General features: G+C 41.6%; 22 protein-coding genes, 5 tRNA genes and 3 pseudogenes. 22 read left to right on the forward strand and 8 right to left on the reverse strand.

Annotated features, from left to right (window positions below; translation table 11 throughout):
- Positions 1–18: 18 nt before the first annotated feature.
- Both JCM15907_RS06875 and JCM15907_RS06880 read right to left on the reverse strand, forming a co-directional pair.
- Positions 19–357, reverse strand: a complete 339-nt coding sequence (locus JCM15907_RS06875; RefSeq protein WP_025843247.1) for a helix-turn-helix domain-containing protein — start codon at positions 355–357, stop codon at positions 19–21.
- Between the two features lie 2 nt (positions 358–359).
- The gene (locus JCM15907_RS06880; protein ID WP_025843248.1) at positions 360–638 is read right to left on the reverse strand and encodes a helix-turn-helix domain-containing protein; all 279 of its coding nucleotides are present in this window, start codon (positions 636–638) and stop codon (positions 360–362) included.
- Positions 639–1,330: 692 nt separating this feature from the next.
- Between JCM15907_RS06880 and JCM15907_RS06885 the strand changes: the two genes are divergently transcribed.
- The 6 genes and pseudogenes from JCM15907_RS06885 to JCM15907_RS12360 all read left to right on the forward strand — a co-directional run bounded on the left by JCM15907_RS06885 (position 1,331) and on the right by JCM15907_RS12360 (position 7,121).
- Positions 1,331–2,281, forward strand: coding sequence for a DUF8464 domain-containing protein (locus JCM15907_RS06885; RefSeq protein WP_025843249.1), 951 nt, complete (start codon positions 1,331–1,333; stop codon positions 2,279–2,281).
- Between the two features lie 3 nt (positions 2,282–2,284).
- Complete coding sequence (locus JCM15907_RS06890; protein ID WP_025843250.1) at positions 2,285–2,737, forward strand: DUF3408 domain-containing protein; 453 nt, start codon at positions 2,285–2,287, stop codon at positions 2,735–2,737.
- Positions 2,738–2,967: 230 nt separating this feature from the next.
- Positions 2,968–3,372: a plasmid mobilization protein gene (locus tag JCM15907_RS06895; protein WP_025843251.1), complete on the forward strand. Its 405-nt coding sequence runs from the start codon at positions 2,968–2,970 to the stop codon at positions 3,370–3,372.
- Positions 3,362–4,366: a relaxase/mobilization nuclease domain-containing protein gene (locus JCM15907_RS06900; RefSeq protein WP_025843252.1), complete on the forward strand. Its 1,005-nt coding sequence runs from the start codon at positions 3,362–3,364 to the stop codon at positions 4,364–4,366. The genes JCM15907_RS06895 and JCM15907_RS06900 overlap by 11 nt, the downstream gene beginning before the upstream one ends.
- A gap of 405 nt (positions 4,367–4,771) precedes the next feature.
- Positions 4,772–5,430, forward strand: a pseudogene (gene rpe, locus JCM15907_RS11230) (ribulose-phosphate 3-epimerase).
- Positions 5,431–5,600: 170 nt separating this feature from the next.
- Positions 5,601–7,121, forward strand: coding sequence for a ComEC/Rec2 family competence protein (locus JCM15907_RS12360; protein WP_025843253.1), 1,521 nt, complete (start codon positions 5,601–5,603; stop codon positions 7,119–7,121).
- A 99-nt stretch (positions 7,122–7,220) separates the two neighbouring features.
- Here the strand turns inward: JCM15907_RS12360 and JCM15907_RS06920 are convergent.
- The 3 genes from JCM15907_RS06920 to JCM15907_RS06930 all read right to left on the reverse strand — a co-directional run bounded on the left by JCM15907_RS06920 (position 7,221) and on the right by JCM15907_RS06930 (position 7,486).
- Positions 7,221–7,294, reverse strand: a tRNA-Arg gene (locus tag JCM15907_RS06920).
- A 12-nt stretch (positions 7,295–7,306) separates the two neighbouring features.
- Positions 7,307–7,380: transfer RNA gene (locus tag JCM15907_RS06925), tRNA-Arg, on the reverse strand.
- 33 nt (positions 7,381–7,413) lie between these two features.
- Positions 7,414–7,486 (reverse strand) — tRNA-Lys (locus JCM15907_RS06930).
- Between the two features lie 496 nt (positions 7,487–7,982).
- On the opposite strand from JCM15907_RS06930, the gene JCM15907_RS06940 reads away from it, so the two are divergent.
- The 8 genes from JCM15907_RS06940 to JCM15907_RS06980 all read left to right on the forward strand — a co-directional run bounded on the left by JCM15907_RS06940 (position 7,983) and on the right by JCM15907_RS06980 (position 14,004).
- Positions 7,983–8,054: transfer RNA gene (locus tag JCM15907_RS06940), tRNA-Glu, on the forward strand.
- Between the two features lie 59 nt (positions 8,055–8,113).
- Positions 8,114–8,374: a 30S ribosomal protein S20 gene (gene rpsT / locus JCM15907_RS06945; RefSeq protein ID WP_025843254.1), complete on the forward strand. Its 261-nt coding sequence runs from the start codon at positions 8,114–8,116 to the stop codon at positions 8,372–8,374.
- A 129-nt stretch (positions 8,375–8,503) separates the two neighbouring features.
- Positions 8,504–8,575: transfer RNA gene (locus JCM15907_RS06950), tRNA-Glu, on the forward strand.
- A 296-nt stretch (positions 8,576–8,871) separates the two neighbouring features.
- Positions 8,872–10,668 (forward strand): DEAD/DEAH box helicase, encoded by a 1,797-nt coding sequence (locus JCM15907_RS06955; protein ID WP_025843255.1) that lies wholly within the window; start codon positions 8,872–8,874, stop codon positions 10,666–10,668.
- Between the two features lie 496 nt (positions 10,669–11,164).
- A complete protein-coding gene (locus tag JCM15907_RS06965; protein WP_025843256.1) occupies positions 11,165–12,523 on the forward strand; it encodes a choice-of-anchor J domain-containing protein in 1,359 nt (452 codons plus the stop codon).
- Complete coding sequence (locus JCM15907_RS06970) at positions 12,478–13,362, forward strand: choice-of-anchor J domain-containing protein (RefSeq protein ID WP_025843257.1); 885 nt, start codon at positions 12,478–12,480, stop codon at positions 13,360–13,362. The genes JCM15907_RS06965 and JCM15907_RS06970 overlap by 46 nt, the downstream gene beginning before the upstream one ends.
- Positions 13,328–13,693 carry an InlB B-repeat-containing protein gene (locus JCM15907_RS06975; protein ID WP_148297483.1) on the forward strand — a complete coding sequence of 122 codons (366 nt, stop codon included), beginning with the start codon at positions 13,328–13,330 and terminating at the stop codon, positions 13,691–13,693. The genes JCM15907_RS06970 and JCM15907_RS06975 overlap by 35 nt, the downstream gene beginning before the upstream one ends.
- A 62-nt stretch (positions 13,694–13,755) precedes the next feature.
- The gene (locus JCM15907_RS06980) at positions 13,756–14,004 is read left to right on the forward strand and encodes a T9SS type A sorting domain-containing protein (RefSeq protein ID WP_025843259.1); all 249 of its coding nucleotides are present in this window, start codon (positions 13,756–13,758) and stop codon (positions 14,002–14,004) included.
- Between the two features lie 461 nt (positions 14,005–14,465).
- Here the strand turns inward: JCM15907_RS06980 and JCM15907_RS06985 are convergent, their stop codons facing one another.
- Positions 14,466–15,527, reverse strand: a complete 1,062-nt coding sequence (locus JCM15907_RS06985) for a winged helix DNA-binding domain-containing protein (protein ID WP_025843260.1) — start codon at positions 15,525–15,527, stop codon at positions 14,466–14,468.
- Positions 15,528–16,002: 475 nt separating this feature from the next.
- Between JCM15907_RS06985 and JCM15907_RS06990 the strand changes: the two genes are divergently transcribed.
- The 8 genes and pseudogenes from JCM15907_RS06990 to JCM15907_RS12635 all read left to right on the forward strand — a co-directional run bounded on the left by JCM15907_RS06990 (position 16,003) and on the right by JCM15907_RS12635 (position 24,769).
- A complete protein-coding gene (locus JCM15907_RS06990; protein ID WP_025843261.1) occupies positions 16,003–18,324 on the forward strand; it encodes a TonB-dependent receptor in 2,322 nt (773 codons plus the stop codon).
- 146 nt (positions 18,325–18,470) lie between these two features.
- Positions 18,471–19,957, forward strand: a pseudogene (locus JCM15907_RS11245) (lipopolysaccharide biosynthesis protein).
- A gap of 7 nt (positions 19,958–19,964) precedes the next feature.
- Entirely contained in the window at positions 19,965–21,422 is a 1,458-nt protein-coding gene (locus JCM15907_RS07000) for a DUF389 domain-containing protein (protein ID WP_025843262.1), read from the forward strand.
- A 16-nt stretch (positions 21,423–21,438) separates the two neighbouring features.
- Positions 21,439–23,565 (forward strand): annotated as a pseudogene (dpp7, locus tag JCM15907_RS07005) (dipeptidyl-peptidase Dpp7); the annotation flags it as partial.
- Between the two features lie 406 nt (positions 23,566–23,971).
- A complete protein-coding gene (locus JCM15907_RS13700) occupies positions 23,972–24,100 on the forward strand; it encodes a hypothetical protein (RefSeq protein ID WP_277907067.1) in 129 nt (42 codons plus the stop codon).
- A 35-nt stretch (positions 24,101–24,135) separates the two neighbouring features.
- On the forward strand, positions 24,136–24,375 hold the full coding sequence (gene rpmB / locus JCM15907_RS07010; RefSeq protein ID WP_025843264.1) for a 50S ribosomal protein L28: 240 nt from the start codon (positions 24,136–24,138) through the stop codon (positions 24,373–24,375).
- A gap of 28 nt (positions 24,376–24,403) precedes the next feature.
- Positions 24,404–24,592, forward strand: a complete 189-nt coding sequence (rpmG, locus tag JCM15907_RS07015) for a 50S ribosomal protein L33 (protein WP_025843265.1) — start codon at positions 24,404–24,406, stop codon at positions 24,590–24,592.
- Positions 24,593–24,613: 21 nt separating this feature from the next.
- Entirely contained in the window at positions 24,614–24,769 is a 156-nt protein-coding gene (locus JCM15907_RS12635; RefSeq protein ID WP_078736578.1) for a DUF4295 domain-containing protein, read from the forward strand.
- A gap of 749 nt (positions 24,770–25,518) precedes the next feature.
- On the opposite strand, the gene rpmF is transcribed toward JCM15907_RS12635, so the two are convergent.
- On the reverse strand, positions 25,519–25,698 hold the full coding sequence (gene rpmF, locus JCM15907_RS12640) for a 50S ribosomal protein L32 (protein ID WP_081773824.1): 180 nt from the start codon (positions 25,696–25,698) through the stop codon (positions 25,519–25,521).
- 59 nt (positions 25,699–25,757) lie between these two features.
- Positions 25,758–26,273: a YceD family protein gene (locus tag JCM15907_RS07025; protein ID WP_025843266.1), complete on the reverse strand. Its 516-nt coding sequence runs from the start codon at positions 26,271–26,273 to the stop codon at positions 25,758–25,760.
- Positions 26,274–26,463 lie beyond the last annotated feature (190 nt).

Below are 26,463 nucleotides of genomic sequence, written 5' to 3' on the forward strand. Positions count from 1 at the left end.
CTTTTCTTTATATCATCTTCAATCTAATATCAATCTGTACTTTGTACTTATGGATACAGATATTTTATTTGTGCTTTTATAGTTCTCTTGTAGTAGTTGGTCGATGTCTGAGAGTCGATAGAGTATTTTCCCTGCAATTTGGGTGTAGGGGATAACACCCTTGTCTCGATAGTCTTGCAATGTACGAGGAGAGATGAAAAGACGTTCGCAGACTTCTCGCCCTGTGAGATAGATTTCTCCTCCGAAAAGCGGACGATGTGTCTCAGCAATCTCTTTCAGCCGCTTTGTCATCTCTCTGATGCCCGAAATGAGTTCTTTCATTTCGGGTGTTTCTCTGTTTACAATCTCGTGTTCCATAGTTACTGTTTCTTGTGGTTAGACTTTGCGAGGAGTGCTTCCACATCCTCACGTTTGTAATAACACTTATGCCCGATTTGGATAAAGGGCAATACGGAAGTATCCCGATAGTGCTGGAGCGTCCGTTTACTGATATTCAGGATGCGACAGACATCTCCGTTGTGCAACAGGTCGGGGACTTCGGGCTTCGTGCCGAAATGTTCTCTCATGCAAAGAGCCAGCTCTTCGATGCTCTTTTTCAGTTCCTCCCAAGCGGAGGTGTCAATAGCGGTAAATCTCATATTGGAATGCTGTTTTTGTTACTCTGTTTTTGTTTTTTGATGCAAATGTAGGAAGCCTCTTCATTCGTTCTTTCAGTCAGGGATAACCGAGGAAACAGAGGGAACTCGCAGGCAAATATAGAGGCACATACCTACACAGAAAAGGCTTTCGGTTAAGTGCGTACTTGTGGCTTCGATAAGGTATGAAATGGCTTCCTATCCGATAAAAAAACGCAACTCGTTTCTCTTCCGATGCAAAAGGGTGCAGAAGTATGAAGCCCGATGCTGTCGCTTGAGAGCAGTCTCTCTTTGTTCGATTCTTTTTTGAGGTGTTTTTGTCCTGATTCCCGCTCTATTTCCTTCTCTTTTTCGAAGCATTGTATAGCACCCGAAAGCAACAAACTCGCAAAGCTTGTCTTCTCATTCTCGGCTCTCTAACTTGGTTTCAGCATCCGTTTTCGGGTGAAAGTTCAAAATCAAGAAAAAAGAGGCAATGGGAACAATGAAAGGAAAAAGCCATCGGCAACAAAATAAAAACAGTTCACTCTTCTTCTTTCACTGTAAGAATATATATACAGTGAAAGGGAAAAGTGGAGAAATCTATTTTTGTCCATCGAAGAGCAAAAAGACTCAACCCTTCCGACCTCCGTGAGAACACGCTCTTTCTCCTTTCACCGTTCTCCTCCTCTCTCATCATTTCATCCTATGGACTTATGAAACCAAGATATTACGACATTCAAACCATCAAACAGCAGCCTATATCGGCTTACCTGAAATCCTGCGGTATTGCTCCTGCCAAAGAATACACGCACTATGCCCTTTATCATGCCCCCTATCGAAATGACCACAATGCCAGCCTGAAAGTGGACTTTCGGCAAAACCTCTGGCACGACTACGGAATAGGTAAAGGCGGAAGCATCATCGACCTTGTGATGCTGATGAGAGGATGCAGTGCCTATGAAGCTATGGCGCATCTTGCCGATGAAGAGTTGTCTGACCAACAAAAGCGTGAGCCTTCCGCCTTTCATCGTTCAATACCTTCCCAAACGAGCAATTCTCCAGCAAATACAAGGCATATTCTCTCCATCGGTGAAGAATTGCCCCCGCATTTGAAAAACTATCTCCACGGAGTTCGCAAGATAGACCTTGCCGTGGCAAGCCCTTATCTCCGCCATATTCGTTACACCATCGGAGGACGAGAGTATGTTGCTATCGGCTTTCCCAATCGTTCGGGAGGTTATGAGCTTCGAGATAATAGAAATTTCAAAGGGAGTATCGCTCCGAAAGATATTTCTCTGATTAACGGAGAATCCGATGGAGCACTTTGTCTTTTCGAAGGCTTTATCGACTTCCTCTCCCTTCTCACGATGAAAGGAAAAGAAATCGCTCCTTGTCTTATCCTGAACTCGGTAAGCAATCTGCACAAAGCCGTGGCTTATCTCCAAGAAGTAAAAATCTTCTCGGTCAAAGCCTTCTTCGACAACGATGAAGCAGGGCGACAAGCTGTTCGTGCACTTCGTGCCACAGGCATAGAGGTGGAGGATATGAGCAGGTGTCTCTATCCACATCATAAAGACCTCAATGAGTATCACGTAGCCCAAAGTAAGCAACAACAAGAAGTACAGCAGGTAAAGCCTGCCATTGTAAAACGTAGAATCAGATAAGCCATGAAAGAAGAATTTGATTTATCCCACTATTTGAACGTAGGGAAAGAAACTCAAGAGAAACAGTCGGAGCGATCCCAACCATCCGAGTCCACCAAGCTCTCTTCGACATCTGAGCAAACACTGCCTTCCGAGTCTCTGAATGAAGAGAAAGACAACCTGAAAGCAGAGCAATCCGAGCAAGAGAAGGAACAAGCGACACCAAGCATTCAAAGACGTATCAGCCATAAGCAACGTAAAGAGAACTTGGAAAGCTATCGGGAATCCTTTCTCGTTCCTCACAAAATCATCGACCGAAAGGCAACCTATCTTAGTCGCTCCACATGGGAACGTTTAGAGTTCGTTGTCCGTCGATTGGGTGATTATGGAGCCAATGTTTCAAGTTTCTTAGAACGTATTGCTCTTCAACATTTGGAAGAGTACGGAGACGACATAGAACACTGGCGCAAACTCTAATCTCGGTATTCCGAGCCATCAGTAATGAAATGAACAATCGGCATTCTCAAAAGGTAAGAAGAACAAGTAATGGAAGCCAATCATAGTATATGTGCAGGTATTCATCGGTAGTAGTGCAAGACATCAGTTTGTAGCCACAAACTGCGCTTGCCTCCTCACTCGTTGGTTCGGGAGGGTAGCCGTAATCACTTCGTTCTCATCGGCTGGGATGCCTTAATAAGCAAGTTAAGATGAAACCAAAAACAGATAAAGAGAGAAGAAACAAGGGGGATAATAAGACCCAAATTCTTCGGATACGTTGTTCTGAGGAGGAACAACGAAAGATACGGAGGAGAGCAGAGCAATCGGGAAAGAAACTATCCGAATTCTCTCGTGAGATGCTTCTGACGGGAGAGGTAATTGCCATCCCGAAGTTGGAGGCAAACGAACAGGAAGCTGTTCGGATTTTGCAACGCATCTCCCATTTCTTTACCCATATCTCTAACCTCATTAAGACAAAGGATGCCTCTTGGGTAGTAGTGACCAAGAATCTTTCGCTCGTCTCGTTGGAGGCTTTTAAGCGGTTTTATAATCCTCGCCATCGAGTTGTAGACGAGGTGTATGACATCTTAAAGATAGAGCGCAATGATCGCTAAGTGCAAAGCCATAGCGCACGGTAAGGTAGCCTTGGAGTATATTTTCAGGGAAGCAAAACTCAAGAACAGGCTCTTATTTCAAGAACTTTGTTCGGACACACCACGAGGGATATACGAAGAGATGTGCCTATTGAGTGACTACAATAGTCGTTGTCGCAATAAGTTCCTTAGAATTGAAATCGGCATTGCTCCCGCAGATGAGGCAAAGATGAACGCTGTGAAGCTCCGACATCTGGTGTCTGAATTTATACAAATCATGGGATTGGGAAGGCATCAAGCCGTTGCCGTTACGCACAAGGATACGGACAATCTGCACATTCATATCATCGCCAATCGAATCAGTATGGATAGAGTTGTCTATGATACGACCTTTGTGAGCAATCGGGCTGCACGAGTCGCGGAAGAGTTGAGTCGCAAGCACGGTCTAATCATTGCCAATAAGATACGGGCAGAGAAACGGTATCAAAAGCCGAGAGCCAATCAGACACGGGAGGCGAGCAAGGAGAGACTTCGTACAATGGCTTACGGACTGTTGGGAAAGTATGCAAATGGCGGACTGAATGGCTACGCTTCCTTTCGATATGAATTGAGACGACAAGGAGTAACCGTTGAACAGATGATGAATAAGAAGGGGGGAATCTATGGTCTGAAATTTCTTTTTGAGGGGCAGACGTTCAAGGCTTCGGAAATAGGACGAGAGTTCGGATACAACTCACTGTTGAAACAATTCGGGCTCTCCTATGCCACTCCCTACCACTCTTCAGTTCCGATTTATCAGCCGAAAGAAGTTGTACAGGAAGAAAAGCTACAACCAGTACCAAGCCTTGAACCAAGCCTTGTTGAAAGCGTGGTGGATGTTGCAGAAGGGATTGCATCAGGAATTGGCAGCGTGTTGGACTTCCAAGTTCATGGAGAGGATTATGCTGAGACCGACTTTCAGCGAAGACTGCGCCACGAAGCCAACAAGAGAAAGAAACGGGGACGAAGGATGTAAAAACAGACTTTCCCCTTCCAAAAGAAATTCATGACGGAACGCTCACTTTCTCACGCAAAAGAGTATCTTTGCCAAAGATAAGGTGAGCGTTCTTTGTTAGTACAAACACGAGCAACAAAAAGCACCTCGCTCATTTCCAAATCGTTACCTGTCTGTCACTCTCTTGCCGGTAACACCTTATTCTTCAATAAGATAGTTCTATCTCAAATTTTTCAGAGGGTTTTTCGAGTTAACTATATAGCTTTTGGCGGAGAGACATAAAAGAATGAAAAAGAGAGTGATAGCTATATGTAAAAAAGAGATAGAAGTTTTTTTCGTACGATTTAAAGAGCGGTGCTGGTTATTTCTGCAAAAGGGAGTAATTTTGGGTATTGAAAAGAGAAACAGATTAACCCTCTACAGCGTATGAATCCAATAATATCTCCCTCTCTACTCAGTGCAGACTTTCTACATTTGGGACAAGCTATCGAATTAATCAACGAGAGTGCTGCCGATTGGCTACACATAGATATTATGGATGGGGTGTTTGTGCCTAATCTGTCTTTCGGGTTTCCTATTTTGGAAGCAATAGCACCCATCTGCAAAAAACCATTGGATGTACATCTAATGGTAGTAGAGCCACTGAAGTTTCTCCCCCAACTTCGGGACTTGGGAGTAGAGATTATGAACGTACACTACGAAACTTCTCCCCACCTACACCGCTCACTAACAGCCATACGTTCGGCAGGCATGAAGTCGGGCGTTACACTTAATCCTCACACCCCTGTAGAGTTACTGTGCGATGTTTTAGAGGAATGCGATTTGGTACTACTAATGAGTGTTAATCCTGGTTTTGGGGGACAAAAATTCATTCCACAGGCTTTGGATAAAGTGCATCGCCTGCGTCGTATGATTGACGAACGTGGACTCTCGACTATTATCGAAGTAGACGGAGGAGTGAATCAAGAAACGGGACGTATGCTCGTAGAGGCTGGAGCCGATGCCCTCGTGCAGGTAGCTATGTCTTTGGTCATACCAGTCCTAAGGAGGCTGTTGCAGGATTGAAGCAACTACAACGCCTCTAATTCACCGAAGAGTGGCACTCAACCTCTCCCCTAAGGTTAGTAAAAAGACCTCGTTGGTAAAGAAGAAGAAAGAGTTCGCTTTGAAAAAGCGTTGAGGTTATAATAAAAAGAGCATATCAGACTATACAGCGGAGTGCGAACGTTGGCAATAGCGTAATCTCAATTCCATAATGCAACACTCTTACCTCAACTCTTACTTTCATTTTCTACAAGCGCCTGCCCTTAAAGTTATCTTTCCTTTTGTTCTTGGACTCCTTTTGGGCTACACCTTCCCTTATACCTTATTATACGCACTCTCAAGCTTTCCTCTTACAATTTTATTCGTCTGGAGTTACTTCGGCACATTAGAGAGCAACCGTAGCAAACTCCTCACCTACTTAAGTGTGGGTATTTTTTTACTGGGAGGAGCTTTTTACAGCTCTTGGGATTATAATAGATTAGCAGAGGTATACCTCCCCATAGAAAGAAAAGTACGATGGGTGGTACAGAAAACACCTCGACAAACTCGATCAGGACTTCGCATCAAAGCAAAAAGACTACAAGGAGAATCTTCTAACACCTTCTCCGAAATGCTCTACGTAACACATCCCCCACAAAAGCTATCGGTAGGAGATACGCTTTATGCCGATTATGTAACATTGAAACCCACCGGGCATTTGCAACGCAGGAGCTACAAAAGCTATCTTATAGCGCAACGATGTAGTGCCGTTGGATATGTAGACACGCTTATCTCAACGCCAAGGGATAAAGCACAAAGCATTACGATGCTCGCTGTGGATGTGCAAAACCAACTATTAAAACAAATGAACAACCTCCCCCTTTCTCCTCTACAAAAAGAGATGTTGGGAGCTATGTGTCTGGGCTACAAAGCAGAGAGTATCGAGGCAGAGAGTCTCTTCAAAAAAGCAGGAGTCATACACATCCTATCGGTTAGTGGTTTTCACTTAGGGGTAGTCTGTTTGTTTTTGGGTTTCCTTTGCGTCCCTCTTCGGCGTCTTTCAAAAGGACTATACATAAGTATCCTAATACAGATTATCGCTACTTGGCTTTTTGTCGGACTAACAGGATTTTCTGCTCCAGCAGTAAGAGCAGCAGTGATGTTGGCACTCTATCAATTATCCTTTCTACTCAAACGACCCAGCAATGTCATAAATATCCTGTCGTTTAGTGCCTTGTTACTCCTACTACTTAAACCCTCTTACATATTAGATATAGGATTTCAGCTTAGCTATGCAGCTGTTTTATCAATAAGCCTTTTCTATCCCCTATTTATACGTTCTGTTCCATCAGCAAGCAATTTGCTATTAAGGTATTTATATCAATCCATATCTCTATGCCTCTCTGCTCAACTATTGACAATACCTCTCACGCTATATCACTTTGGAGAACTCTCTCTACTTTCCCTATGGAGCAACATTCCTCTCGTTTTTCTAAGCACCCTACTAATACCTTTAGGATTGATTTATATGATATTCTCTTCGTGGAGTCTTTCTTCTTGGCTCATAAGTAAGGGAGTGGAGATATTAGCGGGAGCAATGGAAAGCGTCCTTGTTCTCCTTACGCCCATTGAAGCAATGCACCTAAAAGGAGGCATCTCCCTACTCCAATGTCTCGGACTTTATATCATCATCTCCACAATCTACATCTCTTGGAGTTATTGGCTTCATAGGAAAAATAGCAATGTACTTTGAAATTGTTAGTCAAGAGGGAAGCCTGTGCGAGATAGAAAAACATCTAATCGAATACAAAAAAAGACCCTTTTTCTCCCGAAAAAAGATCTCATCCTATTGTGACCGCGATAGGATTCAAACCTATAACCTTCTGATCCGTAGTCAGATGCTCTATTCAGTTGAGCTACGCGGCCATCCTTACGCTGTGACCGATAAAGGATTCAAACCTTTAACCTTCTGATCCGTAGTCAGATGCTCTATTCAGTTGAGCTAATCGGCCTTATGAGAGTCTTCTAAACAACTCTCTTTTCTGTGAACCGCCTGGGGCTCGAACCCAGGACCCCAACATTAAAAGTGTTGTGCTCTACCTGCTGAGCTAGCGATTCCCAAATGCTTTCCATGAAAAAATCATTCTCGCAAAAAGCTCTGCAAAGGTACGACTTATTTTGGAATATACAATACATCTACCACATATGTATTGATTTTATGAGTCGTTTCATAGTATAGTTGGAGTGTTATTAGCAAAATAATTAGCTGATTTCCTTTCATTTATTTCCCTACAACAGGTAAGGATTCATCGGAAAAGTTTTTCTTTTTTGCGTTACCCATCTCATATTGGTCTCCTTTTCTTCTTGAAAAACCAAGGTCACTATTGAAGTAAATGAAGCTCTGTATTCCATTGCACATGGTGTATATGATGGAGACATCTTTCCTTACTCTATGTTTTAGCAAGAGAGAATAGAATAAGAGGTTTCTATGAGTTTCTAACTCTGTCTCGAAAAATTTGTGTAGGGTTCTTGCAGAATCGAAAACTTATTGTACCTTTGTCGTCGCAAAAGAATGGAAAGCCTTTTTAGTGGTTTCATTTATTGCATTGATAGTGGCCCTTTCGTCTATCGGTTAGGACGCAAGGTTTTCATCCTTGAAAGAGGGGTTCGATTCCCCTAGGGGCTACTAAATACAAGAACAAGATTTTAGATTTTAGATAACGAACAACAGAATATTATATAGAGATGGCAAATCATAAATCATCATTAAAGAGAATACGCCAAGCTAGTGTACGTCGTTTACATAACCGCTACTATGGTCGTTCTACACGTAACCAAATCAAGCGTTTCCGTATGTTGACAGATAAGGACGAAGCTAAGGCGATGCTCCCTAAGGTGTCTTCTATGATTGACAAGTTAGCTCGTGAGCGCATTATTCACAAGAATAAAGCTGCTAACTTGAAGAGCAAACTCGCTCGTCAGCTTAACCGCATGGTTGCGGCATAAAATAGGAATTACGAGTAAGACTCGAGGTCAGAGCAAGGATTGTTAGGCGTAGCAACCTTCACTTAGAGTTAGTCCAATCACTTTTATTACTCCTCTTAATTAGGAGTTCTTGATAAAAGTTAGTCCTACGGCCCTTTCGTCTATCGGTTAGGACGCAAGGTTTTCATCCTTGAAAGAGGGGTTCGATTCCCCTAGGGGCTACATAGATAAATGTTCTCATAATGAATTATGTTTGTAAGGAGGAGCGTTTAACCCGTTTCTCCTTATTTTTTTGCAGTATAACTTTCAGCTAACCTCTTTTTCTTAGCAAAAAGCAACGCGAGAAATCCAAGAAGGAAAAAGTTGCCCTCTGAAAGAAAGAAAAAAGCTACCAAACGAGCAAAAATAGAACTTCTGGGAACACTCTCTTAAATATTCACACAACTATCTACACTATGGACAGACAAAACAGGAGCCAGAAACTCTATAGGAGATAGAAACAACTCTTTATTATTGAAATGACATTTGAAGAATTAAACATATCCCAATCCCTTATAAAGGCAGTAGAAGAGCTAGGCTTTATAGAGCCAATGCCCGTACAAGCCGAAGTCATACCCTATCTTTTGGGCGACAACTTAGATTTAATAGCTCTTGCCCAAACAGGAACTGGAAAAACGGCAGCCTACGGACTTCCTCTTTTGGAGCGTTTGACCATCAAAGGAGCACAGCCAACAGCCTTAATACTATCTCCCACAAGAGAACTTTGCCTACAGATAGCCGATGACTTGGCATCCTATGCAAAGTATCTATCGGAGATACACATTGTACCCGTCTACGGAGGAGTTTCTATAGATATGCAAATCAAAGCATTACGTCGAGGGGCTAATATCGTTGTGGCTACACCGGGGCGTCTTCTAGATTTATTACGCAGAGAAGCCCTATCGCTCGACGCTATCGAAAGCGTGGTACTGGACGAGGCTGATGAAATGCTCAATATGGGCTTTAGTGAAGATCTTAAAGAGATTTTATCCCAAATTCCCAACGAACGAAGACTATTACTCTTTTCGGCAACAATGTCCCCCGAAATGAACTCTATCGCCCGAAGCTATCTAAAGTCTCCAAAAGAAATTGTTATCGGTCGCAAGAATGAAGCAAACAACAATATCTCTCACCACTGTTGCTTAGTACCCGCTCGCCAAAAATATCTCGCACTAAAACGAATCGTAGACTACTATCCTGCTATTTATGGGATTATTTTCTGCCGTACTCGCATGGAAACAAAAGAGATTGCTGAGCAACTTATTCGAGATGGTTACAATGCCGATGCCCTCCATGGAGACCTGAGTCAAGAACAGAGAGACCGAGTAATGCAACGTTTTCGTATAGGGAATTTGCAACTATTAGTTGCTACCGACGTGGCAGCAAGAGGACTTGATGTAGACAACCTTACTCACGTAATCCACTATGGCCTACCCGATGATGTTGAAAATTACACTCACAGAAGCGGTCGAACTGCTCGTGCTGGAAAAAAGGGCATATCTATTGCGCTCTGCCACTTGCGAGAGAAGGGGCGACTGCGCTCCATCGAGAAACTCATTGGTGTAAAAATCGACAACATTGTTATACCAACAGGGAAAGACATTTGCTCGAAGCAACTTTTCCACTTAGCAGACCGTTTGGAACGAGTAGATACCGAAGAGGGACAGCAAGACATTGAGGCAATTCTCCCTGAGGTGTGTCGCAAGTTAGATTGGATTCCCAAGGAGGATCTTATCCGACGACTCATGACACTCGAATTCCAACGTTTCTTCGAATATTACCGTTCAGCAGAAGAAATTGAACAAACTACTGTAGAAAAGGAGAGCAAAAAAGAGCCACGTTCTAAACGTGCACCTTTTGAAACAGAAGAAGGAATGACGCGCCTCTTTATCAATTTTGGTAAGTCGGACAGACTATTCCCCAACAAATTAATCGAACTGATCAACCGATGTGTACCAGGCAGGGTTGCAGTCGGTAAGATTGATTTGATGCAAAAATTTTCCTTTTTCGATGTCGATTCAGAGGAAGCAGGACGAGTAATTGACGAATTATCTCAATACGAAGTCGAAGGCAGAAAGATCATTGTAGACTATGCAGATAAGGCTTCCGAAAAGAGAGAAGGGACTCAGAAGAAGAAAACTAATGGAACTCGTTCCTCTTTTTCACGAGCCGAGAGAAGGTACTCTTCTTATGAAAAGCCCCAAAAAAGACAAGACAGAGATAGAGGGAAAATAGACTCTGCCTCTTCTCGAAAGAAAGGAAAATCTCGTCGTTAGAACAACTGCACTTCCCTTAACTCTTCATCAAGCTATATACGGAAAAGCCCCGTGTATAGCTTTTTTTATTCCCAAAGAAAGGTGATTGTATTGCTCCAGCTAAAGAGTTTCCACTGCACACTATCTCCTTTATTGCAAAGACATTACACAAGATCTATTGAAATCCACATAACGATCTAAAAAACTCCATAAAGACATCTCCTAACCGATCACAACCACATCAAACAAGATGCAAAATCCTCTTTAAAACATCGCACCCGACACATCCTTTCACACAACGCTCTACTTTAGATTATATTTCATCTTTTTATAGATTGAGAATGTTGTTTTTTATAAATACTATTGTTAGATTTGTACTCGATTTTTTGACCAACTATCCTTTTGTATTTTTGGATAAGTCTCTCTATTTTTTTCTGTTAGAAAATACGAGAAAAGAGTTATGTAAGAATACTTGATAACTGGAATAAGTTTTAGCAATCATAAATTAAGTTATAGTATGAAAAAGTATTTACTACTTAAACGGAGCATTGTTGCAGTATTGGCTGTTACAACAGGTTTATTAACTTGGGGCTCGGCCTCTGCTTCTCCTCAAAAAGCAACCCCTGAGAAAAAACAGGTATTACGAGATGGAGAAAGTACCGTAATTATTGAAGAGAGTTTCTCAACTGGGTTTCCTGAAGGCTGGTTTGCCAGAGATATAGATGGCAATGGCAAGACTTTTACGTGGACCAAATGGCAAAACCACGGTACGGGGCCAGACATTGATTACTCTGGTACTGGAGGGTCTATGACTTCTGACTCTTTTATCTCCAGTGAAAAGCCTCTCAGTAACTGGTTAATAGCACCACGCCTAAACCTTCCTAATGGAGGAGAAGTTTCTTTTTGGACAACCACTTATTCGAGTCAATTTCCTGCCGAAAAATATTCCGTTTGTTACTCAACCACTGGTAGCAATCCTGAGGACTTCATTGAATTAATGACTGAAACTCTTACGAAAGAACGAGTTATGGTATGGAAGAACTTTACATTACAACTGCCTGCTGGCACAAAGTATGTAGCCTTTCACCACCATGATTGTCAAGAAAGTGGGCTAAGTCTTGATGACGTGAAGATTTCGGGAGTAGGAGGAAGTCTTGCCAACGATTTACCCACTTATGTAGTCTCTGTAGAAGAAACAGAGAGAGGAACAGTTCAAGTAAAGGATAGTAAAGACGCCATCGTTGAGAATTTGAATGCTGTGAAAGAAGGCTCCAAACTCAGAATTACAGCAACAGCTAATGAAGGCTTCAATTACAGAGGGTTAAAAATTAACGGAATTGCGATTAACGACTTCTATTCAGGAGATCCTTATGAATTTAACATTGCAGGCAATACAACTATCGCAGCAGTGTTTAAGAAAAGAACGCACTCTATTCGTTTGCCTTGGCAAGTAGAAAATGGTAAAATTGAACTTGAGGGCTTAGGAGACCAACAAGTATGGGAAGTAGAAGAAGATACAGAAGTTACGGTAAAACCTATTCCTAACCCAGGTTATAAAGTAGGAGAGGTACGTCTTGACGAAGAAGTATTAGCAGCACCTTACACCTTCATTCTGAAAAAGAGCGTTTCAATTAACGTTACTTTTGTACCAGAGTCTCAAGAACCTGAAGAAGGAGTTGCTACTCTATCTGAGAACTTCGATGGAGCGGATGTAGATTTTAGCAATTTACCCCAAGGATGGGAAAAGAAAAGCAAGTCAGAACCAACGATCCTTACACAGGCTGGGGGTATTACAATGCAGCAGCAGGTGTACATTCAGGAAGAGCTTCTATGCGTTCTTATGGAAGCTCAAACACTAAGTACTCTAACCTCTTAATTACTCCAAGATTAGCTTTGAAGAAGGAATCTTTCTTGTCGTTTTTCATAAAAACAGGTTCTCCCAACCAAACTGTTCCCTATAAAGTATTGGGGTCTAAGAGCGACACAGAGATAGCTTCTTTCACAGAAATTCTCTTTACAGAAAGCATTCCATATTCAGAAAAAACTTACGCTAAAAAAGTCGTAAAAGTACCTGCCGACATAAAGTACATTGCTTTTGTCCACTTTGCAGAAAATCCTGTTTCTTACTCCACCGACCTTTTAATCGATGATATAGTACTACAAGAAGAACCTATAGCTATAACCTATGAAGTCGTTCTATTGGGAGTGGAAAATGGTACTATTGCTATCGAAGGCAAAACAGCCGAAGAGCTTAAGGCTATTCCTGAGGGAACAGAACTAACAGTTGTTGCTACCCCCAACGAAAACTATGAGCTACGCTCTGTGTTTGTGAATCAAAATGCCATCGAAGCTCCCTATCGCTTCACAGTAAAAGAAAGAACCGAAGTAGGAGCTACTTTTGCCAAGAAGGTAACAACCTACCCTGTTACAATCCAAGTAAAAGGTAAAGGATTTGCCTCTATCGAAGGCTATACTACCGATATGCTCAAAGCAGTCCCCGAAGGCACTACACTTACCATTAAGGCTCAACCTTCACAGGGACACACTCTCAAGAGCATTACGGTAAATGGAGTGGCACTCCCCTCTAATGGGTTCACATTCACCGTGAGCAAAGCAACTGAAGTCATTGTTACTTTTGAAAAAGAAGTTGCCACCTACCCCGTAACCCTACAAATAGTTGGTGAGAACTGCCTCTATCGAAAACTACACCGATGATATGCTCAAAGCAGTCCCCGAAGGTACTACACTCACTATTAAGGCTCAACCCAAGCAGGGACACCTTCTTAAGAGCATCACGGTAAATGGTACAGCACTTCCTGCCAACACACTTACATTCAAGGTAGAGAAAGCTACAACTGTGATAATTACCTTCGAAAAGCAAATTGTTACTTACACCGTAACACTCGCTCCTACAGAAAATGGTACTATCAGTATCAAGAATAAGACAGCAGAGGAGCTTAAAGCTATCGCTGAAGGTACGGATCTAATCGTAGAGGTTACACCTCTTGACAAGTACGAGCTATCAACTCTCACGCTAATAATGTAGACATTAAGGCCACCCGCACCTTCAAGGTAACTGCCAATACAGAGGTTAAGGCTACCTTCAAATTGATTGATGCTATTGAGGGTATCAACGGCAACAAGGCAACTATTTACCCCAACCCTGCACAAGACTTTGTAGCCATAGAGGGCATTGAAGCCAACACGTTGGTTCGTCTGACTACTATGGATGGACGTGTAATAGCCGAAGCATTGGCTTCAGAACTCGGAGTAGCTCGCTTCAACGTATCAGGTCTTGCTCGTGGCAACTACTTGCTGGTTGTAGCTGGTAAAGCTCAAGTTATCGTTCTTAAGTAATTGAATAAATTGAACAAACTCTCTCCTACCAATTGGGTAGGAGAGTACCTTTCTCATGAAATGGGTAGATGCTTCATGTGTCTACCCATTTTTATCTCTTCTTGACTTTGAGAAGCATTAAAGGTTACGCCGTAAAGTATCCGTGCAAACCCTCAAAACCATTAATGCAAACTTCTGAAACCATCCGAGTAAACTCTCGCAACCTACGTACCTTTTGAAAGAAAGTATCCGCCTCTGCCGTCAAATGACATAATAGAGGACAAAATAAATAGCCATCAAATTGCCAAAATCATCTCCCAAACGAAAAAAGGCTGTGCTCAAATTCAGTTTTGACACAGCCTTTTCTTCGTGCTCTGTATTTTGAGTTTTGTACTCCAGCTACGTTTGCTATTTGCTTCACTTAATCCATAGCCAATAAAAGTTGTTGAAAGAATTATAAACCGCTCATATAAAAACTATAACTATCCTTCTAAGAAAGCCTTATAGCGTTCAAAAGCCTCCTGTACAGCTATTGTTTTAGGTTCAAGTTCGGGCTCGAAGTAAGTCACAGAAAGAGGGTTGTTTTTCCTCCTTTTTTCGTACTTCCATAGCCCCACAATATGCCCTTGGTCAGCAATAAGGGGATAAAAAATACCATTCTTGGAGTAGAGATTGACTCCTGTAGGATGAATAACCTCCTCACGACCTTTGTAAGCAATTACATACTCATCGTAGGCTGGCAAAAAGTGCACAGACGGCACCGGCGTTGAGGGCGTGGAAGTAACATCAGCGTGAATGTAATAAATCTTATCAGCTCCGGAGAATTCGTGGAGGGATTCTTTAATTGCTTCTATTCCTGCTCTGGCCTCACGAACCGCCAAACCCGACCACCAAACAAAATCGGCAAGTGTTGCTGGTGAATGACTACGAAAATATCTATCAGTAAGGCGTACAATGCTCTCTTCTCTCGACAATTCGGGCATAAGGGGAACACGCTCATCCAAGAGCGCATAGGTCGGTTTGCCCTGCTTATCTCTGCCACTACAAACCAATCCAATTGTCTCGGCAAACATAAGCAACCTATACATCGTACCTGTTACACAAGAGATACCCTCGGCTACAAAAGTCTCTTCAAGCTCGTCTTTGGTTAACCCGGAGGAGCCTGCAAGATGTTTCTCGAAAAGGTTACAAGCCTTTACAAAGAGCTTCTCACTCAATGCCAAAGCCTCCATGCGCTTCCTATCTTTAATAACATTTTGTATGCTCGAAGCAGATAGGCTACACATCCAACGAATATCCTCTGCGGATACAATGTGCCACGTAGCGCGCATCACATGAGTTCGTAGTATTTTACCTTCGTCTAACGCTTGCTGGACTTGAGAGAGACCCACTTCGCCTTTGAGGCGCATCCCCACAGCCCACTTGACCATATTATAGTCCTGCCCCTGCATTGCACCCATCCATGCTACTATATCTTTGGGCATTTCAAAGCGTGGTAAAATCAGTTGCTGAGACATCAGCCTCAAAGCTCTAAAATCCTGCATAATATGCTTCATTCTCTCTTACAAAACCTATTTACAAGGGTAAATGTAGTCATAAATATCTGTGTCCATTCATCTAATGAAACATTTTCTCTTGCCACAAAGGGCACGAGAAAAAGCCCAAGATTAACTTCTTTATGAGCCTTGGTCAAAAGTGAACTCGGGCGTAACATCTCTCCATCGGCATTTACTACCAGAAAATACAAAAGCTAAACTTTCAATCCCCTATAAAAGTGCTTGACATATATCTGCAACAACGTTGCACTTGAGACTGGAATCTACACAATCGTTTCTTTCAGTAGTCTACTGATGACTTACACAAAAAGTGTTACTTTTGCCGCAAAGGAGGTAGAGAAAATTGAAACTCTTTATTATGATAAGGCAACATTTTCTATCCCTTAGCCCTACTTTTTTGATGAGTATCAAAATGTTTAGGATAACATTGACTACATATCCAAAAACAGATTAAGTCGCAACTATGATTCGATTTTTTATATTTACCCTGCTCTTCGTAGTTGCTGGGCAGGTCTGCTTAGCTCAAGAGAATATCTACCAACTGAGAGGGGTGATTACAACGAGTGAACGGGAGGCTTTGCCAGCAGCCACTATCACCCTACAAGATTCTATCCAAAAGAATGTGATTGGTGCCGTAAGCGATGCTAACGGACGCTATGCATTAAAACTGCACAAGGCAGGAAGATACCTTGTAAAGATTCGTTGTGTAGGTTATAAGACTTTATTAAAAAGTATTACAGTAACCCAATCCTATACTGAACAAGATTTTATATTGGAGGAAAACACGGAAGAATTATCGGAAGTAGTCGTTATCGCAAAACACACCAAACTAAAGCCCAATGGTAATATCCGAGTGCAGTTTAAGGGGAACCCTATGAGCAAAGGGAAATCTATGGGGGAGGCTCTTCGCTTTGTACCAAGTATCGAAGTCATCGGAGATAATCTTCTTATTAATGGCAAAGAGGATAATTTGATTTACATAGGTGATCAAGTCATTACACTACAACAATTGAATACAATACCAGCCTCTATGATTGACCACATTGAGGTTATACCCAATCCTGGTGTTTCTTTTGGTAAAGGTGTTAAGGGCGGAATTATTATGGTTACACTGCGAGCACAAGAAGGCATCCTCGGATCTACCACTCTACCACTCCAATTCGATCGTTTAGGACTCGTAGAGGTGATGCCTATGCTTTTCCTACAATATCAAAAGGGCGATGTCACTTTCTATAATACCTTACGTGGCGGACTCGGGCGTTACACAACAAAGTACGAACGACAAGACCGATACGAAGCCTCCTCTTCGAGCCTCGCAAAAACAATCATTGATAGCAAAACAAGGGATTATGCAGTAATGGACAATTTGGGTGTTCAGTACCAAATCAACAAACAACAACGCTTAGGATTTTTCGGCGGTGTCGTATACGATATACCTCAAGTAACGACAAAAAACACAAATGCTCAGATGCAGAATATCCTCACACAAGGGTATAATCAGCAATCTCTCAATGTCAGCGGCGGTCTGAGCTACAATGCCCATTTGAATATATGTGAGGGAATGAACATATCTTCTACTATAAGTTATAGTCATTCGCAAAACAATCTCGCTAACTACTATACCTCAACCAAAGACAACACAGCTTTCTCTAACAACCGCACACGCTACTTTGTAGTCAATCCAAAAGCCTCTCTCTCCTTTGTAAATGGACACTTGCTCACAGGTGGTATCACCTATGCTTATGCATTTGACCAAAACAATACAGATGGTATTAGCGATAGTTCACTGAAACAACTCACAGAAAAGAAATTCATAATCTCGGGCTTCGATTTTGCTCCTTTCATTGAATACAGTAAAATGTTTGGTAAACGTATTTATCTACAAGCAGGGATAAGCTATCAAACCACAGTCATGCAATATCGAGACCTCCTACATCAAAATCAAGATTATAAAGTACCCAACCATGGACTCTACCCCAAAATGCTTCTACAATACATGATAAATCCTAATCAAGCATCGGGGATTGCTTTAGTTTATAGGCACTTTTTCTCTTTGCCTAACTATGGATACTATTCTCCCATTGCAACCTACCATACTGAAAACCTATACAGCATTGGGAATCAAAAGCTCAAGCAAGAGACTTTCGATGAAATGGAATTAAACTATTACCTCAACCGTGATTGGAATTTTACATATCGCCTCTGTTATGGGCGAGACATCATTCAAATCATGACCTATCCAGACGAGAGTGCTCCAAACTTATTCTACACACAGCCCAACAATATAGGCACACAGTGGCACCATTACGCATCCGCTTCTTTTAACAAACACCTATTCTCTTTTTGGCATACCAACAACCTTCTTTATCTGCGCCACGACAGGGAACAGATGCCACAGCGTTCCGTTCAATCCCTCTCCATAGGTGGGACTTCTACACATCAACTGGCGCTCTCGAAGTCCACAGGCGTAACCATTGCATTTTCGGGGCAAAGTGCTCAACAGAAATTGGGGTATACCTTAGGGGCTCAATTCGCCCTTGATGCTGGCTGTTACACCTCCCTCCTAAGAGATCAACTACAACTCAGTTTATCGTTGAACAATATACTTCACAGCCAGAATACACTTACAACTCGAATCGGGAACTCGGAACTAATTCGTTTTGATCTATCGCCTCGTACTCGTTTGAAGCTCTCAATCACATATACATTCTCCTCGGGAGATAAAGTTGATAGGGTGAGAGGTGAAAAAGCTAGCACACTCTCTCAAGAAAAACCTATTTTGTAGCAATCTTGTCATAAACATTTTGATAAACCCGTATTTTACAGCAGTAAGTGCACCTCTTGCAAATCTATTGCATATCAGTCTCTATATAGTTCTTTTATACTATTTTTGTGAGACGTGTTGGGTGAACTACAAAAGAAAAGTCTACTATGCTACGAGGATTAGTGAAGGATACTGCTGTTTACGGTCTTTCGAGTATTATAGGACGCTTCCTAAATTGGGCTTTAGTACCCCTCTACACACGTGTCCTACAAGACACAGGGGAGTTTGGCATTGTTACAAATCTCTATGCATGGACAGCTCTCCTTCTCATCATCCTAACCTATGGAATGGAGACGGGCTTTTTCCGTTTTGTCAACAAAGAGCCTAATCCAAGACAAGTCTACTCGACGACCCTTATTTCGGTAGGTTTCACGTCCCTTCTATTTGTCGCTTTAAGCCTACTCTTTTTGACTCCTCTGAGCAGAGTTCTCTCCTATCCAGAGCATAAAGATTTGATAACGATGCTCATCTTAATAGTGGCAAGTGATGCTTTTATGGCTATCCCCTTTGCTTATCTCCGCTACAAACAAAAGCCATGGCGTTTTGCTCTCATCAAACTAATCTTTATTGCAGTAAATATAGGGTTCAATCTTTTCTTCCTTCTCTTAGCTCCTTTCCTTATGAAAAAAGCTCCCTATTTAGTTGATTGGTTCTTCGACCCCAACTATTCGGTGGGCTACATATTTGTTTCAAATCTTATAGGTAATATTGTCATCTTCCTTCTGTTACTTCCTTATATCTTCACAGCAGGATTTAATTATTCAGGGCAACTTCTCAAGCGGATGCTCCGCTACTCCTTACCCATACTCGTTTTAGGCATAGCAGGGATATTCAATCAGATGGCGGACAAGATATTGTTCCCTATGCTCTACGATGATGTAGAGTATGCTCGTCAGCAATTGGGCATCTATGGAGCTTGCTTTAAGATTGCAGTCGTAATGGTCATGTTTACACAAGCCTTCCGCTATGCCTATGAACCGATTATTTTTAACAAGAAAAAAGGCAACGACCAAGCAGAGAGAATCTCCTATGCCGTGGCAATGAAGTACTACATCGTTTCTGCTCTCTGCATATACATAGGGGTAATGGCATACTTAGACATTATAAAGGTTTTTGTGGGTCAGAACTATTATGCTGGTTTAAGTGTTGTTCCAATTGTAATGTGGGGAGAACTAATGATGGGAGTTTATTTCAATCTTTCATTGTGGTATAAGCTGGTAGATAAAACTTGGTGGGGCGGCATTATCTCTTTTGTAGGCTGCCTTTTCACTGTATTTATTATCATCTTTGGAGTACCTCGATGGGGCTTTATGGCATGTGCTTGGGCTTCGGCAATAAGTAATACCATAATGGTTGCCATCTGTTATGTTTTGGGGCAACACTATTACAAAGTAGATTATGATTGGAAAAATGCTCTTTTCTACCTTCTTATAGCCTCTATTATTGTGGTAGGTCTCCTAGTTACCGAGCTTATGCAGAGTCTATAGGTTGGATTCGCTGGGTAGTCAATACGCTCCTCCTACTCACTTTTGCGACTATAGTAGTAAAGAAAGACTTTCCTCTAACCCTACTATTCAACCAATTGAAAAAATAAGGAACCTATGATACAAGAAGAAAAAAATAAAGACATCGACCAACTATTTCAAGACGAGCCTGACAAACAATCTTCCGTAGCATCTCCCTCCGAGCCAGCGGTTGAAGTAGACACTCGCACGCGTTGGGAAAAAGTTGTACAAGAAGTAAAGCGCATCTTAGATATTACTTCGGACAAAATCGATCCTCACTTAACCATAGATCAAGTACGCCAAGATGTAGACTTTAGGGGTACTAAACTTTGGGTTTTGATTTGTGCCATCTTCGTAGCTTCTTTGGGGCTAAATATGAACTCGACGGCAGTCATTATCGGAGCCATGCTTATCTCTCCTCTTATGGGGCCGATTATTGGATTCGGTACAGCTTTGGGAATTTATGACTTCGACTTGCTCAAACGCTCGTTACGCAACTTAGCTCTAACGACTCTTTTTAGTATTGTAACGGCTACAATATACTTTATCATTACACCTCTCACAGAAAATGGTAGCGAACTATTGGGACGTACCACCCCCAATATATACGATGTATTGATAGCTTTCTTCGGAGGAGCCGCTGGAATGATTGCAAGTAGTACCAAAAGTAAAGGGCAGGTATTACCTGGGGTGGCTATTGCAACAGCTTTAATGCCCCCTTTATGTACCGCAGGGTATGGTGTTGCTACGGGACAATGGAGTTTCTTTTTCGGAGCCTTTTACCTCTATCTCATCAACTCTGTCTTCATTGCTCTTGCCACCTATTTAGTAGTCCGCTATCTGAAATTCCCCGAAAAGGTTTTTATGAATGCGTTGCGCAAACAAAAGGTGCGTCGCATTATGCTCATTGTAGCCCTCTCTACCCTGCTTCCTAGTGTTTATTTAAGTATCGGATTGGTGCAGGATAGCATCCGCAAACAGAATGCAAGAAATTTTGTTGAGCGCGAACTCAACTTCCCCGATGCACAAGTAGTAAAATACGAAATTGCCAAGGAAAAAGGTCTTTGGTATGTAGATGTAGTTATGGTAGGTCGTGCCTTAGAGACAAAACTAATAGACAGCCTTAACAAAAAACTACCTGATTATGTACCTGGAGCACTTCTCAATATTCATCAAGGCTTCGAGGAAAAAACAGACTTGGGACAACTCAAAACAGATTTGCTCAAGGACCTTTATGAAAATAGCGAGGCTATCATACAGAGACAGCGTCAAGAAATAGACTCCCTTAGAACTCTTGTGGAGAGGTACAATCGCTATGGGGCGATGGAGAAATCTTTAGTTCAAGAGATGAAAGCTCTCTTCCCTCAAGTCGAAAATGTTTACATTGCTTCGCCTCTTAATTTGGCTCAAGGAGCCGACTCGGTGCTAAGAGTTGTACTCCAACCTGTTGAAAAAACTTCTATCTCAGATCTTGAAAGAAATCGTTTAGCAAATTGGCTAAAAACTCGTTCGGATAGCAAGTATGTCAAAATAGTTATTGATAATTCTAAATAAATTAGTTTGTATTTTTATGAAGTTGAAAAGCATTCTTCTATCTGTAACCCTTTTCTTGGGTCTAAGCTCTACTGCTTTGGCCGACAAGGGGATGTGGTTACTTAATGAGCTCAATGAGCAAAACATGGAGCGCATGCAAGAGTTAGGATTTACCCTAACTATGGATGAGTTGTACAGTCCTGGCAAGCCCTCAGTGGCAAGTGCTGTAGTTATCTTTGGTCGTGGCTGTACAGGGATTACTGTATCAGATCAATCCCTTATCTTCACCAACCATCACTGCGGTTACGATGCTATCCAAAGCCAAAGTAGTGTAGATCATGACTACCTTCGAGATGGGTTTAGTGCAAAAACATTGCAAGACGAACTTCCTATTCCTGACCTTGAAATTCGTTATCTCAAAGAGATTGTAGATGTAACACCTCGCATCGAAGCTGCTGTAAAGGGTATTACAGACGAGATGCAACGCATCCAAACTATTAAAGAGATTAGTAAGAAAATCGCAGCAGAGTACACCAAAGGCGATTTTGTTGAAGGTAAGGTAATCTCTTACTATGCAGGCAATAAGTACTATGCCGTTGTGTACAATGTATTCCGCGATGTGCGTATGGTTATGGCTCCTCCAAGCTCAGTAGGTAAATTCGGTGGAGACACAGACAACTGGATGTGGACTCGCCACACTGGAGACTTCTCTGTATTTCGTGTTTATGCTGGAGCTAACAATGAACCTGCTCATTATAGTGCTTCCAATAAACCTTACAAACCCATATCTTTTGCGCCCGTTTCGCTCGATGGTTATCGCGAAGGCAGCTATGCAATGACTATCGGATTCCCAGGATCGACTTCTCGCTACCTTACTTCTTGGGGAGTAGAAGATGTTATCAACAACGAAAACAAACCTCGCATCGAAGTACGTGGCATCAAACAAGCTATCTGGAAAGAAGCTATGGAAGCAGACCAAGCTACTCGCATTATGTATGCCAGTAAATATGCCCAAAGTGCGAATTACTGGAAAAACTCTATCGGGATGAACAGAGGTTTGAAAAATCTCGATGTGGTAGCTCGTAAACAAGCTGAAGAAACTGCTTTCGAAGCATGGGTACAAAAAACCTCTGCACAATCTACATATGGACAGATTTTGCCCGCTATGAAAGAGGCTTACGCACGCAGTGGTGAAACAAATAAAAAACTCAATTACCTCTACGAGGCTCTCTTTGGAGGAACTGAAATTGTTCGTATGGCTCTCCAAGCCGAGTCCTTAAAGCAACTTCCAGAAGGACATGCTTCTCAAGCTAAGGGCGCCCTTAAGGAACTCTACAAAGATTACCTCCCATCACTTGATGCTAAGGTACTCCCTGCTATGCTCGATGTGGTACGCAAGAACCTCCCTGCATCTGAATTGCCCGAAATATACAAGACTATCGACAAGAAATTCAAGGGAGACAGCAAACTTTATGCAGAGTATGTATTCAAGAAGAGCGTTGTGCCTTACGCAGACCGTATGGAAGAGCTTTTGAATATGACTGCTAAAAAGCGTAATAAGATTCTTGACAACGATCCTGCCATCTTGTTGGCAAAGACCATTCTTCCCACAGCACAGGCCTTGCAAGAAAAAGCTCAAAACGACTTCCTAACCATTGAAAAAGGTAAGCGTGAGTACTTTGCTGCTACACGTACTATGGATCCTAAGCGTCAAATGCCTTCGGATGCCAACTTCACTATGCGTATGAGCTACGGCTCTGTTAAGGGATATGCTCCTAAAGACGGAGCATGGTACAATTACTATACTACCGAGCGTGGTGTATTCGAAAAACAAGACCCAACAAGTTCTGAATTCTATGTTCAGCCAGAGATACTTTCACTCCTCCGCTCTAAAGACTTTGGAGACTATGGTGTAAATGGCGAGCTTCGTCTATGCTTCCTTTCCGACAACGATATTACAGGTGGTAACTCCGGTAGTCCTGTATTCGATGGAAGAGGTAACTTGATAGGTCTTGCTTTCGATGGTAACTGGGAAGCAATGAGTGGAGATATCGAGTTCGAACCTGAATTGCAACGCACTATCAGCGTAGATATTCGCTATGTCCTCTTCATGATTGAAAAATGGGCTAAAAATCCTCGTTTGATTCAAGAACTCAAACTCATTAAGGGTCAGAACAGTTGTGCTAAAGCAACTTGTCCTAAAACAGGTAAGGTAGGTAATGTTTGCCCTAAAGCGGGAAAAGCGTGCGCCGCTGATGCTAAAGCAACTTGCCCTAAAACTGGAAAGACAGGCTGTGTTTGCCCTAAAGCTGGAAAAGCATGCGCTGCTAATGCTAAAGCAACTTGTCCTAAAACTGGAAAGACAGGCTGTGTTTGCCCTAAAAAAAATAGTAAGACTAAAAAGTAATAAATTAGAATTTGGTCAATAAGACTTACTCACAAGATAAGGTAAGTCAAAGTAAAAGGGGAGAGGGTTTAGGATCCTTCTCCTCTTTTTTATTAAGGAAGGAAGAGAGAATAAGGTATAAATACAAGGGCTAAATATCCAAATATCAAGAGGAAAAAGGGTTGTGAATTTGTGGATATCAAAAAAAAGATGTTACTTTGCAGGACGATTAGAGGTATCTATCCTTATCAAAGCATATCGGGCAGATGATGCTACGCTCTATATCTACGATAAAATAGGAGTTTCTCTATAATTATTGTATTACAAATAAAAAACGAATATAACGAGATGTCTAAGGCTTGTCAAATAACAGGAAAGCGGGCGATGATAGGGAACCACGTTTCACACTCCAACCATCGTACAAAACGCACTTTCAATGTCAATTTATTCGAAAAGAAATTCTATTGGGTAGAGCAGGAATGCTGGATTCGTCTCAAAGTATCTGCAGATGGGCTCCGCCTCATTAACAAAATTGGATTGGATGCTGCTTTGAAACGTGCAGCAGAAAAAGGATACTTGGGTGTATAATCAAGCTTAAAGAAACAATAGTAGAGCTATGGCAAAGAAAGTAAAAGGTAACCGTGTACAGGTAATCCTCGAATGTACAGAACATAAGGAAAGTGGAATGCCAGGTACATCACGCTACATAACAACTAAGAACCGCAAGAATACAACACAACGTCTTGAGCTTAAGAAGTATAATGCTGTACTTAAGCGCTACACCCTTCATAGAGAAATTAAGTAATAATATAAGGAGAACTACGAAATGGCAAAGAAATCCGTTGCAACGTTTAGAAGTGGCAGTAAAGATGGTCGCGCCTACTCCAAGGTGATAAAGATGGTTAAGTCTCCTAAAACTGGAGCTTACTGTTTTCAAGAAGAGATGGTCCTCAACGAAGCTGTTAAAGACTTCTTCAAATAAGATTTACTTCCCTTTCGGCACAAAAAGAGTCGAAAAACGTTTAAGATATAAGCAGAGGAGAGATTTAATAAATCTCTCCTCTGCTTTTTCTTATTATTGGTCCACAAACAGTAGTGTCCGAAAAAGTGTGTAAGCCCCGTAGAAAAAAAACTCTACATACACTCTCAACAAGCAATCGATAAAAATCTTATGAGAAGATTCAGTAAAAGTTTTTTGAGATTAACCAAACACTCTCTCAAACTCACTAAATAGAAAATTAAGGCTACCTTTTTATGCTTAAGTTAGGCTCTCTTCTTCATTCATAAAGTAAGTCGTTAGTCGTCGAGTAAAGAGAAAGCTAAAAAGTAGAAGAAAAGACGAAATACCCTTAGAAAACGAGTAAACTCTCGCTGCTTAAAGCAGTGATTTATAAAACAAAGAGAATAAGGATTGGAAAAGTTGTATCGGACACCCATGAAAAATACTATAGCCTCACAAAAAGACTACAGGTTCAAACTATTTATGTTACCACACTCATCGCATTATTATCAAAATTCAGACTGGATACTTCTCGTACACCTCTTAAAGTTCCAGCTCTTGTGATTAGAACTTTCTATAAAGTCTTGTAAAGTCTAAGACGACAAGTTCTTAGAGTTCACACAATAGTTTCAAAAAGGAATTAGAGAAAACTCACAATAAAAAATGGTAGAGAAATAATATCTCTACCATCCATCTCTCAAGTTCTTTCAAAACAAAGAACCGTTCAAAACTTACGCTTCTTTCTCAATAGCGAGCTTACCACGATAATAACCACAAGCACCACACACAGTATGGTAAATATGCCATTCTCCGCATTGTGGGCATTTTGTCAAAGTTGGCATAGCTGCCTTATCATGAGTTCTGCGCTTAAGCGTTCTTGATTTTGATTGTCTACGTTTAGGATGTGCCATATAAACTAAGCCTTTCTATCTATATTTATAATCTATTTATTTCTCTCCAAATATTTCTTCTACTCTTGATTTTCCGTATTAAGTTGCTTTAGCACACTCCATCGAGGATCTTCTTTCTCCTGATTTTGAGAGCGATAAAAATCTTCTACCTCTTCAAGACATCCTCCCTCTTCGTGTACCTTACGCATCGGCAAGCTCAATACGGCAAACTCAAACAACAAGTCATCCAAATTGAGGATGGGTTCATTGCGAGAGATCAAAATCTCTTCATCGCCATCTTGTTGCCCTTCCGCATTAATCAACTCTACCGAAAGAGGAAACTCATTGCCTACCTCCAGAGAAAAAGGAGTATTACACCTATCACAGATGGTATCTACCATTCCTTCTACGATGAAAGTCATCTGAAACTTATCTTCTGTACGAACACCTTCGACAAAAACAGTTAACTCCCCTCCCAAGAGTTCAAAAGGATTTTCCTGTGCCAAGAACTCGCTGTCCAACACGAATTGTTCAGAGAACTCCCCTTCTGGGATTGTATTCAACGCAAGAAAAAAGCGATCTTTTTGAACTGCCATACAAAAAATTAATATCCTCCTGACACAAAGTCAGAAAACAAATATCCTCGCAAAGGTACAAATTATTTCCTATAACTAAAGCACTACTCCAAGAGTTCTCCCCATAAAAAGAGTATTTTACGACATTCAGTACCTAAAGAGAGTAGTTTTCCCCCTTTATATGCAGAGAATGTATAACAACGAGAGAGAT

This window comes from Porphyromonas gingivicanis JCM 15907 (assembly GCF_000614585.1).
GTDB classification, from domain to species: Bacteria; Bacteroidota; Bacteroidia; order Bacteroidales; family Porphyromonadaceae; genus Porphyromonas; species Porphyromonas gingivicanis.